Source organism: Amycolatopsis sp. NPDC049252 (assembly GCF_043197175.1).
Classification (GTDB): domain Bacteria; phylum Actinomycetota; class Actinomycetes; order Mycobacteriales; family Pseudonocardiaceae; genus Amycolatopsis.
Map to the genome: position 1 here is coordinate 1 of NZ_JBICSQ010000038.1, position 13,060 is coordinate 13,060.

The following is a 13,060-nucleotide window of genomic DNA, read 5'->3' on the forward strand; positions in this document are numbered from 1 at the left end:
ACGTCGGTCAGGGCCACCGAGGCGATCGAATACCGGCGGTCGTGGCCCAGCGGCCCGGTCAGCGGCGTCGGAGAAGCGGGCAGCAGCGCCGAGGTCAGGGCGGCGAGCCCGCGCGCGGCGTCGCTCACGCGGCGGGCCAGCACGTTCGGGTGCCGCAGCTGCTTCGCCAGCAGGCCGGCCTGGTCCCACGGGTTCCGGAGCAGCGTGCCGACCGAGTCGAGCAGCAGCTTCGCCGCGCCGGGGTCGACGGCCTCTTCGAACGGAGCCGGCGGCCCGTCGGGCGGGTCCCCGAACAGGGTGGTCTGCAGTTCGGTCGCCGCCAGCCCGTCGGCCAGCGCGTGGTGCACCTTGGACAGGATCGCCCAGCGCCCGTCGGGCAGTCCTTCGACGACCCAGAACTCCCACAGCGGCCGGTCGCGCTCGAGGCGTTCGCCCATGAGCAGCGCGACGAGGTCGCACAACGCCTGTTCGTCGTGCGGCGGCGGGAGCGCGATCCGGCCGAAGTGCGCGGCGGGGTCGAAGTCCGGGTCGTCCACCCAGACCGGCGCCCCGAGGTCGAACGGGACCGTCCGGACCTTCTGGTGGTAGCGCGGGATCGCGTCCAGCCGCCCGGTGACGGCGGCGACGAACTCCTCCTGCGTGGGTGCGGGCCCCTCGACGACGGCCACCGAAGCGATGGCGAGTGACGCGTGGGGGTCTTCGTCCTCGATCTCGAGGAAGGCCGCGTCGAGCGGGCTCAGCCGGTCCATGACGTCCTCTCAGTGTGCGATGTCGACGACCACCCGGCGGATCCGGTCGGCGCCGAACTGGGTGAAGAGGCGGAACGGGACCTTCGCGCGCACGCCGACGGCGAACGTGGTCTCGCCTTCGAAGGAGCCGCCGAAGCGCACTCCGCGCAGGGAAGGCCAGCCGGCCACCTGAGCCGCCGGGACGACGTAGTCGCCGGTCGCGGCGAGCACCCGGCCGGGCTGGTGGCCCGCGTCGTCGCTGCCGAGCGCGGGCGCCCGGACGATGAGCTCGAGCGTCGCGCCGCCCGGGACGGGCAGGCGGTCGCCCTTGGGGTCGGTGATCACGACCGGCGCGTAGCGGATGGCGAAGCCGACGGCGGCCGAGCCGTTGAGGGCGAAGACGACGCGGTCGTAACACGCGTGCCGCCCCGCCCGGACCAGGTAGAGCGCGTCGCGGCTCATCGGGCCGCCGCTGCGGTCGTCGGTGCCCCAGCGTGCCGTCTCCGCCCCGCAGGAGGCGGCCGGGACGCGGGGCGTGGTCGTGGCGGGCATGGTGCGCGGCGGTGCCGAGGGCCGTGTCGCCGAGGGCGCCGTGGTCGACGGCAGGGCCGTCGTCGCCGCGGGGGTGCTGCTCGCGGCCGGTGCCGCGGCCTGGTCGTTCCCGCAGCTCGCGAGGGCCAGGCCGCACACCAGCGTCACGAGGATCGTCCTGGCACGCACGGCTACCTCGACCGGCTCAGCGCTTCGCGGCGGCTTTCGTATTCTTCCCGGTCGATCTCACCGCGCGCGAAGCGCTCGTCGAGGATCCGCCGGGCGGTGTCGTCCGAGGTGGGTGGCTGCTGCCACCGGCGTGCGAGCACGACCGCGACGACGATCAGGGCGGTCAGCAGGAGACCCATCAGCACCAGCATCCCGAGGCCGCCCACCCAGCCGAAGTTTCCCATGTGGTTCCAGTACGGCATGACACGATCCCTTCTAGTGGCTCTGGTAGCGGAACTGGTGCTGCGGCGCCGCTTCCAGCGGCTGCAGGACCTCGGCGAGGTCACGCCGCGGCGTCGCCGGCAGCGGGTCGGCGTTGGCCGGTGCCCAGCCGATGCGCAGCACCATCTGCGGGTACGAGCCGCCGGTCACGTGCTCGGTGACGGACTCGCGGACGTCGGCGATCTCCAGCGGCTCGGTCAGCGGGCACGACGAGAGGCCGAAGGCGGTGGCGGTCAGCAGGACCGCGCTCGTCGCCTCGCCCGCGCGCAGCCGCGACATCCGGTCGTCGGAAGCGGTGCTCAGCACCAGCAGCACGGTCTCGTCGTCCTCGGCCTTGGCCTCGGGCGGCTGGGGCAGCATCGGGTCGGCGAACGGCCGGGCCCGCAGCGCGCCCGGGGTGTCGTCCGCCGCCGGGGTGTTGCGCGACGGGACGCCGTCGGGCGCGACGTGGCGCCCGCTCCAGGCCGCGAGTTCGGTGCGGTAGGCGGGGTCGTCGGCGTGCCGGTGGGACGCCTCTTCGATCGCGGTCGCCAAGTGGTAGCGGGACGAGTCACCGGCCGCCTGCAGGACGGTGCCCTCCAGCGCCGCGGCCCGGGCCATCGCCTCGACGTGCCCACGCGGCACGGCCCACGAGCTGTGGCGGCGCCGGTCGGTGCGCCGGCGGGGGATCGCCGCGGCCATCGCGACCTCGTCCTGCGACGGCTCGTGCTGCCGCAGGGTGATGGCGGCGAGGTGGTCCGGTTCGTCCGGGTTGGGCAGCCGGTGCACCTCGGCGGTCCAGCCGAGGGCGGCGAAGCCGACGCGGAGGTGGTGCAGGGCCGCGCCGCAGCTGAGCATCAGGTCGCGGCCGTCCGGGTCGGTCTGGGGCAGCTGCCGGGCCGGGTCGGCGTAGAGGTGCAGCGTGCTGTGGCCGATCCGCCAGTACCAGGGCTGGGTGTTGTGCACGGAGGGGGCGCGGACGGCCATGGCCACCGCGGTCTTGACGGTGAACTCGTCCGGGAATCCTCGGTCCATCATCAGCCTGCCTCGCGATCGGTGTCGATTTCTTCTGACGGCTCGACCGTCGCACCGGAAGCACCCGGGCGGGGAGGGCCGGAGGGCCTCTGGGCGGGGGACTTTCGGTGCTCGGGCACCAGGCACGCCACCGCCAGGGCGATCGACTCCCATGGTGTGCCGGTGGTGGTCAGCGGGTGCGCTTCGGGCCACGGGTCGGCGTCGGCGGCCAGCCGGTGCGCGATCTCCGGGGTGGCGTCCGACAGCTCCGCCTTCCGGGTCTCGATCCGTTGCGCCGCGACGGTTTCCGGCGCCTCGCAGCAGAGGGCCTGCATCGGGCTGCTCGCGCGTTCGGCGGCGTCGGCGGCGAGCCGGCGATGCCGGGCGAAGGACCACGAAGCGTCCAGCACGACGGTCTCGCCCAGCGCCAGCAGCGCACCCGCGCGGCGCACGAGCTCGGTGTAGGTCGCCTCCGTGTGCGTGTCGTCGTAGAGGCCTCGCCGGTAGGGCTCGGCGGGCCGCGGCGCCGGCTCGAGCCCGGCGAGTTCCTTGCGCAGCCGGTCCGACTGCAGCAGCGTCGCGCCCAGCCAGTCGGCCAGCCCGCCGGCGATCGTGGACTTGCCGGTGCCGGGCGCGCCGCCGACGAGGATCAGCCGGACCCGGCCGAGCCGCAGGTGCCGCAACGCGATGCCGGCGTACTCGCGAGCCAGGTCGGCGGCCGCGGCGTCGCCCTGGGCCGAGCGCAGGCAGGCGACCTTGACCCGGACGAACGCGCGGTAGGCCAGGTAGTGGTGCAGCAAAGCCGGGGGAGCGGGGTCGCCGGCGAACTCGCGGTAGTCGCCCACGAGCCGGCCGGCGAGTTCCGGGGCGCCGAGCCGCTCGAGGTCCATCGCGAGGAAGGCGACGTCGTCGAGCACGTCGACGTGGCGCAGGTGGTCGTCGAACTCCAGGCAGTCGAGCACGCGCGGGCCGTCGTCGAGGCAGAAGATGTCGTCGGCGAGCAGGTCGCCGTGCCCGTCGACGACGTGCCCTTCGGCGATCCGCCGGTCGAACAACGCCTTCCGGCCGGCGAGGAAGTCTTCGGCCAGCGCCTCGATCTCGATCGCGGTGGCCGCGTCGAGCACGGTGCCGTGGAAGGGCCGGACCTGCTCGAAGCTGTCGCGCCACCGGGCCCGGACGGCGTCACGGGTCTCGTCGGCGTCGATCGCGGGCCCGCGATCGGCTCCCGCGTGGAACGCGGCGAGCTGCCGGGCCAGCCGCCGGATCGTCGGGTGCAGGGGCGTGCCGCGCCGGACGAGAGCGGAGAGGCGGCGGTCCTCCGGCATCCGGCGCATGACGATCAGGTGGTCGCACACCGCGCCGTCCGGCCCGGTGACGTCGGAGACGCCGAGGTAGACGTCCGGGGCCAACCGCCGGTTGAGCTCCACCTCGCGGTGGCACACGCGTTCACGGGTCTCCCGGGCGGAGAAGTCGAGAAACCCGAGATCGACCGGCTTCTTGAGCTTGTACGCGAGGTCTCCGAGCAGGAAGACGACGCCGATGTGGGTCTCGTGCACAGCGGCCCAGGGTGCGTCCATGCCTCGAGGGTCCGCCGCCGTCGGAGCGCGGCGAAGGGCGTTAGGTCCCCGGCCGCGTGCCGGAAGTCCCCGGCCGGGGACCTAAGTCATCACGAAGCGGGACCGCGGGCACCTGCCCCGGCGGCGGGGAACGCCCACGATGGGCCGACGGGTGCGGAAGGAGCGTGTCGTGGACGAACCGGCGATCGTGGTCGAGGACCTGCGGGTCCGCCGCGGCGGACGAGAGGTGCTGCGCGACATCGGGTGCGCCGTCCGGCGCGGCACGGTCACCGGCCTGCTCGGCCCCAACGGGTGCGGCAAGAGCACGCTGATGCGCTCCATCGTCGGTGTCCAGGTCGTCGAGTCGGGCTCGGTGACCGTGCTCGGACGGCCCGCCGGCCACCCGGACCTGCGGCGCCGGATCGGGTACGCGACGCAGGAGCCGGCGATCTACGCGGATCTCACGGTGACCGAGGCCCTGCGCTACTTCGCCGCGGTGCTCGGCACGCGTCCGTCCGATGTGGACCGGGTGATCGCGGAGACCGGCCTCGGGTCCTCGGCCCGCACCCTGGTCGGCCGGCTCTCCGGCGGCCAGCGCGGCCGGGCCAACCTGGCCGTCGCCCTGCTCGGCACCCCCGAACTGCTGGTACTCGACGAGCCGACCGTCGGCTCCGACCCGGAACTGCGCGACGAGCTCTGGAGCCTCTTCCACGGCCTGGCCGCGGCCGGCGTCACGGTGCTGATCTCCAGCCACGTCATGGACGAGGCCGCCCGCTGCGACGAACTCCTCCTGCTGCACCAAGGAAAACTGCTCGCCCAGGACACCCCGGAGGGCTTGCGGTCCCGCACCGGCGCCCCCGATCTCGAGCAGGCGTTCCTGCGGCTGATCAAGGGCCGGGAAGGAGCGAAGCGATGAGCGCCGCGATCACTTTTGCCACCACCCGCCGGATCCTCACCCAGCTGCGGCACGACCCGCGCACGGTCGCGCTCATGATCGGTGCGCCCAGCCTGCTGATGATCCTGCTGCGCTACGTCCTGAACTCCGAACAGCGCTTCAGCGCGCTCGCCCCGGCGCTGCTGGGCATCTTCCCGTTCACGATCATGTTCCTGCTCACCTCGATCACCACGCTGCGGGAGCGCACCACCGGCACGTTCGAACGCCTGATGACGCTGCCGATCGGCAAGCTCGACCTGCTCTTCGGGTACGCGCTCGCCTTCGGCCTCCTGGCGGCGCTCCAGGTGTTCGTCGCCTCCGGGATCTCGCTGACGTGGCTCGGTCTGGACATCGCCGGGTCGGTCTGGACCCTCCTGCTGATCGTCCTGGTGGACGCCCTGCTCGGCACCGCGCTCGGATTGTTCGTCAGCGCGTTCGCCCGCACGGAGTTCCAGGCCATCCAGTTCCTGCCGGTGTTCGTGCTGCCGCAGTTCCTGCTCTGCGGCCTCATCGCCCCGCGGGGTTCGATGGGCTGGGTGCTCAACGCGATCTCGGACGTCCTGCCGCTGTCCTACGCGGTGGACGCCCTCACCCACGTCACCCGCTCGGCCACGATCGACGGCACGCTGGTCCGCAACGTCGCGATCATCGCCGGCTGCGCGGTCCTGGCCCTGCTGCTGGGCGCGGCCACCCTGCGCCGCCGGACGCCCTGAACCCTGGGGACGTTGGTCCCCGGGATCGGGGAAGTACGGCCGCATCGGCGCCCGGCTCCGGGTGGTTGCCTCGAACCGAGGGGGGAGAACCCGAGTGAGGAGGACCGATGACATCACTGCTGCCGCGGACGGGACCGAGGGTCCCTGTGCTCGGTGACCTGTTCGACGCGGCTTGGCCGTTCGGTGAGCACAACCTGGTCCGGATCGAGGAGGCGGCCTTCGAGGGCAAGTACGTCCTGCGCGCCGAGCTCCCCGGCTTCGACCCGGAGAAGGACGTGCACGTGTCGGCGGAGCACGGCCTGCTCACCCTCTCGGCCACTCGCGAGGCCCATGCCGAGCACAAGGGCCGCAGCGAGTTCCGCTACGGCACCTTCACCCGGACGGTGTCGCTGCCGAAGGGGGCGGAGACCGCGAAGATCGCCGCCGTCTACCACAACGGGATCCTCGAAGTGACGGTGCCGGTCGCGAAGACCGAACCGGCGGGCCACGTCGAAATCCCGATCACGAAGGACTGACCGCGATCGCGGCGGGTGGTGCGGCCGGCGGCCGTGCCGCTCGCTTCGCCAGGCCCGCGGACCACCGCTCACCGATCCTGGCCGTCCTGCTCGCCGGTGGGCCGGGCTGCGCCGCTCAGGTGACGAAAGTCCTCCGGGGAGAGGACGAACGCCGCCGGACCGCGAGGGGACCCGGAACGTAGCTTCGGGGCATGGCCGGAAAACGTGCTCCTGGCGTGACTGGTGAACGGCCCGGAACGACGGATGGTGATTCCCCTGCTGACCGGTATCGACCGTGAATACGGACTGCTGAGCGGGCTGACCGGCTACCTCACCGCGGTGGCTGCCGCCGTGGGGGTCGGTGACGAGTCCTGCACGCTGGACGTCGACGTGCCCGTGTCGGCCTACATCGCCCTCGACGGGCGGCTGGCCCGCCACCCCGGCCGGGACGTGGCGCTGCTGTGGGACGAACGGCACGGGTGGTCGTTCGCGATGGAGACCCACTCCGGCGAGGACCTGCTGGTGCTCGCCTACCTCGGGCACCAGCTCGCGCCCGAGCCGGCCCGGGTCCGCGCGTTCGTGGCCGCGACCCGGTCGTTCGGCGGCCCGTTCGCCACCCCGGTCCCGCCCGACCTGCGGGAGGGCCGGGGCGACCTGCTTTCCCGCTTGGCGCGGTACCGCCGGGACTCGTGGACCACCGGCGCGTCGTTCCTGCACCTGGTGGGGTGACCGCTCGTCCACTGTGGAGGGAACGCGATGACCGAGGACTGGACCAAAGCCGAGACCGAGGTGCTGGCAGGGTCGCTGATGAGCGCGCCGTCGGTGCACAACCTCCAGCCGTGGTTGCTCGACGTCGGCCCCGACGAGCTCCTGGTCCGCGAGCGCACCGAGCTGCGCCTGCCGCACCACGACCCGCTCGGCCGCGACCGCGCCGCGTCGTGCGGCGCCGCCGTGGCCAATCTCGAACTCGCCGTCCGGACCCTCGGCCGGGCCGCGGACGTCGAGTTCCTGCCCGACCCGGCGCGCCAGGACGTCGTGGCCCGCATCGCGGCCGGGGCCACGTCGCCGCCGACCACGGCGGAGCTGCACCGGTACGGCGCGATCGCCCGCCGGGCCAGTCATCGCGCCCCCTTCGAGGACGCCCCCGTCCCGGCGGCCGCGCTGCTGCGGATCGGCGAAATGGGGGCGGCGCCGGGCGTCGAGGCCCGGCCCGTCGCCCCCGGCCGGGAAAACGCCCAGGTGGCGCGGCTGCTGCACTTCGCCGCGGAGCAGTACCGGAGCGACGGCGGCTACCAGCGGGAGCTCTCCCTCTGGACGATCCGTGACGAACGCGCCCACCGGCACGGTGTCGGCCTGCCCGCGAGCCGGGTACCGGCGGGTTCGGTGCCGTGGGCCGGGCTGATCCGCCGCGCCACCGAGGTACTCGGGCGCCCCGACGTCGAAACGCGGCTGGCGGCGGAGTCGCTGCTCGTCTTCGAGACCGTCGACGACACCCGGCTCGACCACATCCGCGCCGGGTACGCGATGGAACGCGCCTGGCTGACCGCGGTCGACCTGGGACTGGCGGCGGCCGTGCTCACCCAGCCGCTGCACCTCGAACCGGTCCGGTCCGCTCTCTGCGTGGAGCTGGCGCTGAGCGGGTTCCCCCAGGTCCTGATGCGGGTCGGCTACAGCATCGCCCCCGATCCGGCGTCCCCCCGCCGAGCGGTGGAAGAGGTCCTGCGCAAGCCCTGAAGGTGGGGGCCGAGGGCGGTGCGGAGCCGGGCGGCGGCGTGCTCCGGGGTCACCGTCGTGACGGGGACCCCGGTCGCGAGCTCGAGACCGGCCGGGATCTCCAGGCGTGGCACCAGCTGGAGCGACCACGCGAGGAACGGCGCGGTCTCGAAGCCGGCCGGTGCCGTCCGTACGACGATGTTGTAGGCGGGATCGCCCAGCTCGGCCCGCATCGCGGCGAGGACCGCCCGCAGGCAGCGCGCGATCGCGTGGACCTCCTCGGCGGGCGCGGCGGCGAAGTCGGGCCGCCCGGCTCGCGGCACGAACCGGACCTCGTAGGCGGCGATCGGCGCGAACGGGGTGCAGGCCACGACGTCTTCGTCGGTGTACACGATCCGCTTCCCGTCGCTCAGCGTCGCTTCGAGCAGATCGTCGGCGAGCCGGCGGCCGTGGTCGCGGTGGTGCGCGCGGGCGGCGTCCAGCTCGCGCCGGGTCGCCGCGGACAGCACCGGCAGGCCGGCCACCTGCGAATGCGGGTGCGCCAGGGATATCCCGGCCGCGTCACCGTGGTTGCGGAACACGACGACCTGCGCGGCCGCGGGCCGCAACGCCCGGTGCCGGTGCTGCCAGGCGCCGAGCACGTCCGCGACCTCGTCGTCGGTCCCCGTGGCCAGGTCCCAGTCGTGCCGCGGCGACTCGATGACGATCTCGTGCCGGTCCGACAACGCGTAGCGGTTCGGGACCGCGCGGACCCGCCAGCCCGCTTCGCCGCCGGGCAGCCGCCACGTCTCGGGCGGGGTGTCCTGATCGGCGCCGGGGCAGAACGGGCACGCGGCGCCGGCCGCGCTGTGCGGGCGGGCCCGGCGTCCGGGCGCGAGCACGGTCCAGCCCCCGGTCTCGGCGTTCCACCGCAGCTCCCCGCCGTGCCAGGACCGCGTCGTCACGACGCTTCGTCCAGGAAGGCCGACCGGCACCGGTGCGAGCAGAACCGGTAGCCGTGGCCGTCCCGGACCGCCGTCGGCGTCCCGGGGCCGGGCGGGGTGGTGAGGCCGCAGACCGGGTCGCGGTGGTCGGAGCGGGTCATCAGGGAGCCGGGCGGGTCGCCGTGCGCGAGGCCGTCGAGCAGCGTCAGCTCGTCGAGCAGGAGCCGGGGGAGCAGGAAGTGCCGGCGGACCCGTTCCCGGCCGGACGCGGCCAGTGCGGCCGACCGCGCGGGATCCCCGAGCAGCTCGAGGAGTGCCGTGGCGCAGCCGTCGGTGGAATCGACCAGCAGCCCCCCGGCGTCGTCGGCGACCTGCAACGGGATCCCGCCGGTCCGCCCGGCGACGATCGGCGTGCCCTTCCACAGCGCCTCGGACACGACGAGCCCGAAGCCCTCCCGGATCGACTTCTGGATCATCACGGAGGAGAACCGCTGGAAAGCGTTGACCTCGACGTTGCCGACACCGGTCAGGTTGGTGAAGACGTGGATGTCGGGGTCGGTGCGGCTCGCGTCGCTGATCCGGCGGTAGACGTCCCAGCCCTCGGGGTCGTCGAGCGCCATGGACCCGACCAGCGCCAGCTGCAGGCCGGGCACTTCGGGTCGCACCAGCCGGTACGCCTCGATCACGCCCAGCGGGTCCTTCCACGGGTCTAACCGGGAGACCTGCGTGACGAGCGGGCGGTCGGGCTCGATGCCGATCCAGTTCAGCACGGCGTGCGCGGTCCGGTCGTCCAGTGACATGTTCTTGGGACTCAGCGGGTCGATCGCCGGGCAGATGATGTCGGCGCGCTCGGCGGACAGGGTCGGCGGTACGAAGCCGGCCATGGTGAACACGGTCGCGTCGTACCCTTCGACGAACTTGCCGAGGTAGTCCCAGGCACCCGGGGCCGGCTGGGAGGTGTCGATGTGGCAGCGCCACACCGACTTGCCGCCGCGGAAGTCCGAAAAGGACAGTACGGCCGCGGGCTGCGGGTCGTGCACGAACACGAAGTCACAGCCGGCGAAGTCCGGATCGGCCGAGAGCTGCTCGGCGTTGCGGCGGGAAGTCTCCTCGTACAGGCGGATGTCCGCTTCGGTGATCGGTTCGGTGCCGCCCTGCAGCGCGTTGTGGAGTTTCTTCGTCACGGTGAAGAAGGCGGGGTCGCCGTTGATGATCTTCCAGGTCGCCCGCACGCCGAGGTCGTTGTAGAGCGGCACCGCCGAGCGCAGCAGCTCGGACACCCCGCCGCCGTAGGGGGTGGCGCTCAGGTGGATCACGCGCGCGCCGCGAAGCCGCTCCGCCACGGCCAGCAGCGGTTCCACGATCCAGTCCGGCGCGACCTTGCGGTACGCGGAGACGGACAGCTCACCGACATCCACCGTCTGCATCTCGGACCTCTCGCTCGGCGGGCGGGGTTCCAGGTTCGGCCGCCGCGACCGGTGCCGCCAGGGCCCAAAGTCACCGGTACCCGCGGCCGAATACGGGACTGTGTGCCCCGTCGCGGGGTACGTCGTGCTCTCCGGTTCGACGGTGCTCGTCGGCGAAGCTGGGCACACCCGTTCCGGATGAGAAAGGCAGGACGATGTACCCGAAGTTGCGGTGGACCCGGCTGTGGCACAGCCTCCTGCCCGCGCGCGGGCTCGCCCGGCCCTCGGACCGGGTCCAGGCGGTGCTGCTGCGGTTCGTGCTGCTGCTGTCGCTCGTCGCGGCCGCCGGCGCGGTCCTGTTCGGGGTCGGCCTCCACGCCGGCCAGGCGGCCGAGTCCCGCGAGCAGTTCGCGTCGCGCTACACCGCGACCGCGGTCCTGCTGAGCGACGGCCCGGCTCCCGGTGAGGCCGGCCGCACCGGCATCCCGGGCGAAGCCGGCCCAGCCCGGGCGACGTGGACGACCCGGGACGGCCAGGTGCGCACCGGCGAAGTGGACGCCCCGTCGGGATCGGTCACCGGCGACGAGGTCACGACCTGGCTCGACGCGGCGGGTTCGCCGGCCCAGCGGCCCCTGACGCCGGTGTCCGCGGCCGTCGACGCCGTCGTGCTCGCGGTGAGCTTGTGGGCCGCCGTGGTGTTCGTCTTCTGGCTGGCGTACCGCGGTGTGGTGCTGGCCTTGGATCACTTCCGCCTCGCCGCCTGGCAACGGGAGTGGACCGCGCTGCAGACCCGTCGCGGGCGCACCCGGCGGGATGACCAGAGTCCCGCGGGCTCGTGACGCCCGGCCCCAGCTCCCGCGTCACCGACGACCCGGGGCCGTGGGGAAGGGCTCGGCGGCAAACGGGGGGTCTTGCCGCCGAGCCGACTGCCGATGACCGGGACGGTCGGGGGGCGTGCCGGACCGATCACCTCAGCAACGGGGAAGAGGGCCGGACGCCGACGTGATGACGGCCGAGCCTGGAGATCACCGAAACGGGTGACGCACCGGCGCCAGGTCACGGCCGCCGAAGCTGCTGATCAGCCGGTGAACCGGAGGGTGATCACCAGCCCGATCAGGGCGACCACACCCGCCAGGAGCATCCCGGTTCTGGGGTTGCCGAGGTTGAGCGTCCACCCGAGGCCGAAGCGGCGGGGGACCCACAGCGCGTGGTCGTCGCGGTTGACGTAGAACAGGCCGCCCCGCCAGTACTTGTCGTCGTCGCGGTGGGTCAGGCCGGTCTCCGGCTCGCCTTCGTCGCGCGCGCGGGAGTTCTTGGCCAGGAGCACGATGACCACGACGACACCGGCCAGGACCGGGAGCACGACCACCAGCGGCGCCCACGCCGTGACCGTCCCGGTCCACATCAGCAGCGACGACCCCAGCATCCCGAGGTCGATCATCGCGACCAGCCCGAGCAGAGCCTTGGCCGTCAACGACAGGTACCGGCGGTGCCAGCGGGCCGAGCCCACCGGGCGGGCCGGGTCGAGGTCGAACCGGCCGCCGCGGACGATGGCCACCGCGATACCCGCGAGCAGCGCGGTCACGCCGAGCTGCACGAACACCAGGGAGAACGCGGTGCCCACCGACTTGGCGGCCTCCCGGTCGGGCACGCCGTTCGCGCCGTAGTGCACGACGAGCGTCTCGGGCATCGACGCGTAGCTCAGCACCCCGATCACCGCCGTGGCGAGGGTGACGGCCAGCGCGGGCGCCAGCCAGAGCCAGGGGAACCGCGGCGGGTCGGTGCGCCGCCCGGTGTCCACCGCGACGCCCTGGCGCACGCCGTCGTACCAGCCACCGGCGGCCTTGGCGGCCCGGATTTCGTGGTTGGCCAGGAAGAAGCAGCCGTACCAGACGCCGATGATCACCAGCACCGTCAACGGCAGCACCAGGGTTTCCCCGGTCACGCCGTAGAGCACGACGCCGAGCGCGGCGGCGGCGATCCCGCTGACGAGCACCCGCCACCGGTAGACGCGGGTCTGCCGCAGCACCGCCGGTTCGCCGGCCCGCCGGGCCGGTACCCGGACCCCGAAGGGCACGGACGGGCTGGTGATCGCGGGCAGTACCAGCGCGAGCAGGAGCACCAGTGCGGACAAGGCGGCACTGAAGATGATGGCGACGGTCATGGCGTGTCCTCCGGCGGTGCGGATCCGAACGAATCGAGCACGGACCGGCAGGTCGCGAGGACCTCGTCGGCCGGCATCCCCTTGGCGACGGCCTCGGCCAGCAGCGTCCGCGCCTTCGCGGCCCACTCCTCGGAGAACCGCGGGTCGGCGGCCGCCGGGGTCACGACCGCGCCGGACTTGCGGTTGAGCTGGAGCAGGCCTTGGCGGCGCAGCAGGTCGTAGGCCTTGTTCACGGTGTGGAAGTTGATCCCGAAATCCGCGGCGAGCACCCTGGTCGACGGCAGTGAGCTGCCCTCGGCCAGCACGCCGTCGGCGATCGCCTCGACGATCTGGTCCCGCAGCTGCTGGTAGATCGGCGTTTCGCCGTCCAGGTCGAGATTGAGGATCACCTGCCTGCCTCCTGCCTCTGTTCTACGAATTATAGAACAGAGCGACACCGGGGGCGAGGGGCAGGA

At 73.2% G+C, this 13,060-nt stretch carries 15 protein-coding genes; 6 read left to right on the forward strand and 9 right to left on the reverse strand.

Annotated elements, in window-relative coordinates; all coding sequences use genetic code 11:
• The 5 genes from ACGFMK_RS30365 to ACGFMK_RS30385 form a co-directional block, all read right to left on the reverse strand.
• A partial coding sequence (locus ACGFMK_RS30365; RefSeq protein WP_392770287.1) for a wax ester/triacylglycerol synthase domain-containing protein occupies positions 1–749 on the reverse strand: 749 nt, incomplete at its 3' end.
• Between the two features lie 9 nt (positions 750–758).
• A complete protein-coding gene (locus ACGFMK_RS30370) occupies positions 759–1,448 on the reverse strand; it encodes a hypothetical protein (RefSeq protein ID WP_392770290.1) in 690 nt (229 codons plus the stop codon).
• Between the two features lie 2 nt (positions 1,449–1,450).
• Positions 1,451–1,690, reverse strand: coding sequence for an SHOCT domain-containing protein (locus ACGFMK_RS30375; protein ID WP_392770293.1), 240 nt, complete (start codon positions 1,688–1,690; stop codon positions 1,451–1,453).
• A gap of 13 nt (positions 1,691–1,703) precedes the next feature.
• Positions 1,704–2,723: an Acg family FMN-binding oxidoreductase gene (locus tag ACGFMK_RS30380; protein WP_392770430.1), complete on the reverse strand. Its 1,020-nt coding sequence runs from the start codon at positions 2,721–2,723 to the stop codon at positions 1,704–1,706.
• Between the two features lie 2 nt (positions 2,724–2,725).
• The gene (locus tag ACGFMK_RS30385; protein WP_392770295.1) at positions 2,726–4,279 is read right to left on the reverse strand and encodes an AAA family ATPase; all 1,554 of its coding nucleotides are present in this window, start codon (positions 4,277–4,279) and stop codon (positions 2,726–2,728) included.
• 169 nt (positions 4,280–4,448) lie between these two features.
• Between ACGFMK_RS30385 and ACGFMK_RS30390 the strand changes: the two genes are divergently transcribed.
• From ACGFMK_RS30390 to ACGFMK_RS30410, 5 genes are all read left to right on the forward strand, one after another.
• The gene (locus tag ACGFMK_RS30390; RefSeq protein WP_392770298.1) at positions 4,449–5,174 is read left to right on the forward strand and encodes an ABC transporter ATP-binding protein; all 726 of its coding nucleotides are present in this window, start codon (positions 4,449–4,451) and stop codon (positions 5,172–5,174) included.
• Positions 5,171–5,905: an ABC transporter permease gene (locus ACGFMK_RS30395; RefSeq protein ID WP_392770300.1), complete on the forward strand. Its 735-nt coding sequence runs from the start codon at positions 5,171–5,173 to the stop codon at positions 5,903–5,905. The genes ACGFMK_RS30390 and ACGFMK_RS30395 overlap by 4 nt, the downstream gene beginning before the upstream one ends.
• Positions 5,906–6,012: 107 nt before the next feature.
• A complete protein-coding gene (locus tag ACGFMK_RS30400) occupies positions 6,013–6,420 on the forward strand; it encodes an Hsp20/alpha crystallin family protein (RefSeq protein ID WP_392770302.1) in 408 nt (135 codons plus the stop codon).
• A 243-nt stretch (positions 6,421–6,663) separates the two neighbouring features.
• The gene (locus tag ACGFMK_RS30405; RefSeq protein ID WP_392770305.1) at positions 6,664–7,128 is read left to right on the forward strand and encodes a DUF6292 family protein; all 465 of its coding nucleotides are present in this window, start codon (positions 6,664–6,666) and stop codon (positions 7,126–7,128) included.
• A gap of 27 nt (positions 7,129–7,155) precedes the next feature.
• Positions 7,156–8,133 carry an Acg family FMN-binding oxidoreductase gene (locus ACGFMK_RS30410; protein ID WP_392770307.1) on the forward strand — a complete coding sequence of 326 codons (978 nt, stop codon included), beginning with the start codon at positions 7,156–7,158 and terminating at the stop codon, positions 8,131–8,133.
• On the opposite strand, the gene ACGFMK_RS30415 is transcribed toward ACGFMK_RS30410, so the two are convergent.
• Positions 8,067–9,056, reverse strand: coding sequence for a galactose-1-phosphate uridylyltransferase (locus ACGFMK_RS30415; RefSeq protein WP_392770310.1), 990 nt, complete (start codon positions 9,054–9,056; stop codon positions 8,067–8,069). The genes ACGFMK_RS30410 and ACGFMK_RS30415 overlap by 67 nt on opposite strands.
• Entirely contained in the window at positions 9,053–10,462 is a 1,410-nt protein-coding gene (locus ACGFMK_RS30420) for a glycosyltransferase (protein ID WP_392770313.1), read from the reverse strand. The genes ACGFMK_RS30415 and ACGFMK_RS30420 overlap by 4 nt, the downstream gene beginning before the upstream one ends.
• A 194-nt stretch (positions 10,463–10,656) precedes the next feature.
• On the opposite strand from ACGFMK_RS30420, the gene ACGFMK_RS30425 reads away from it, so the two are divergent.
• Positions 10,657–11,280, forward strand: a complete 624-nt coding sequence (locus ACGFMK_RS30425) for a hypothetical protein (RefSeq protein WP_392770315.1) — start codon at positions 10,657–10,659, stop codon at positions 11,278–11,280.
• A 239-nt stretch (positions 11,281–11,519) separates the two neighbouring features.
• On the opposite strand, the gene ACGFMK_RS30430 is transcribed toward ACGFMK_RS30425, so the two are convergent.
• Positions 11,520–12,605, reverse strand: coding sequence for a DUF1648 domain-containing protein (locus ACGFMK_RS30430; RefSeq protein ID WP_392770318.1), 1,086 nt, complete (start codon positions 12,603–12,605; stop codon positions 11,520–11,522).
• A complete protein-coding gene (locus ACGFMK_RS30435) occupies positions 12,602–12,994 on the reverse strand; it encodes a GntR family transcriptional regulator (RefSeq protein ID WP_392770321.1) in 393 nt (130 codons plus the stop codon). The genes ACGFMK_RS30430 and ACGFMK_RS30435 overlap by 4 nt, the downstream gene beginning before the upstream one ends.
• Positions 12,995–13,060: the final 66 nt, after the last annotated feature.

What these genes read in the sequence shown, in the direction of transcription:
- ACGFMK_RS30430 (WP_392770318.1), bottom strand. Translation starts at nt 12,605, where the DNA reads ATGACCGTCGCCATCATCTTCAGTGCCGCCTTGTCCGCACTGGTGCTC.
- ACGFMK_RS30380 (WP_392770430.1), bottom strand. Translation starts at nt 2,723, where the DNA reads ATGGACCGAGGATTCCCGGACGAGTTCACCGTCAAGACCGCGGTGGCC.
- ACGFMK_RS30385 (WP_392770295.1), bottom strand. Translation starts at nt 4,279, where the DNA reads ATGGACGCACCCTGGGCCGCTGTGCACGAGACCCACATCGGCGTCGTC.
- ACGFMK_RS30375 (WP_392770293.1), bottom strand. Translation starts at nt 1,690, where the DNA reads ATGCCGTACTGGAACCACATGGGAAACTTCGGCTGGGTGGGCGGCCTC.
- ACGFMK_RS30425 (WP_392770315.1), top strand. Translation starts at nt 10,657, where the DNA reads ATGTACCCGAAGTTGCGGTGGACCCGGCTGTGGCACAGCCTCCTGCCC.
- ACGFMK_RS30420 (WP_392770313.1), bottom strand. Translation starts at nt 10,462, where the DNA reads ATGCAGACGGTGGATGTCGGTGAGCTGTCCGTCTCCGCGTACCGCAAG.
- ACGFMK_RS30400 (WP_392770302.1), top strand. Translation starts at nt 6,013, where the DNA reads ATGACATCACTGCTGCCGCGGACGGGACCGAGGGTCCCTGTGCTCGGT.
- ACGFMK_RS30395 (WP_392770300.1), top strand. Translation starts at nt 5,171, where the DNA reads ATGAGCGCCGCGATCACTTTTGCCACCACCCGCCGGATCCTCACCCAG.
- ACGFMK_RS30410 (WP_392770307.1), top strand. Translation starts at nt 7,156, where the DNA reads ATGACCGAGGACTGGACCAAAGCCGAGACCGAGGTGCTGGCAGGGTCG.
- ACGFMK_RS30405 (WP_392770305.1), top strand. Translation starts at nt 6,664, where the DNA reads ATGGTGATTCCCCTGCTGACCGGTATCGACCGTGAATACGGACTGCTG.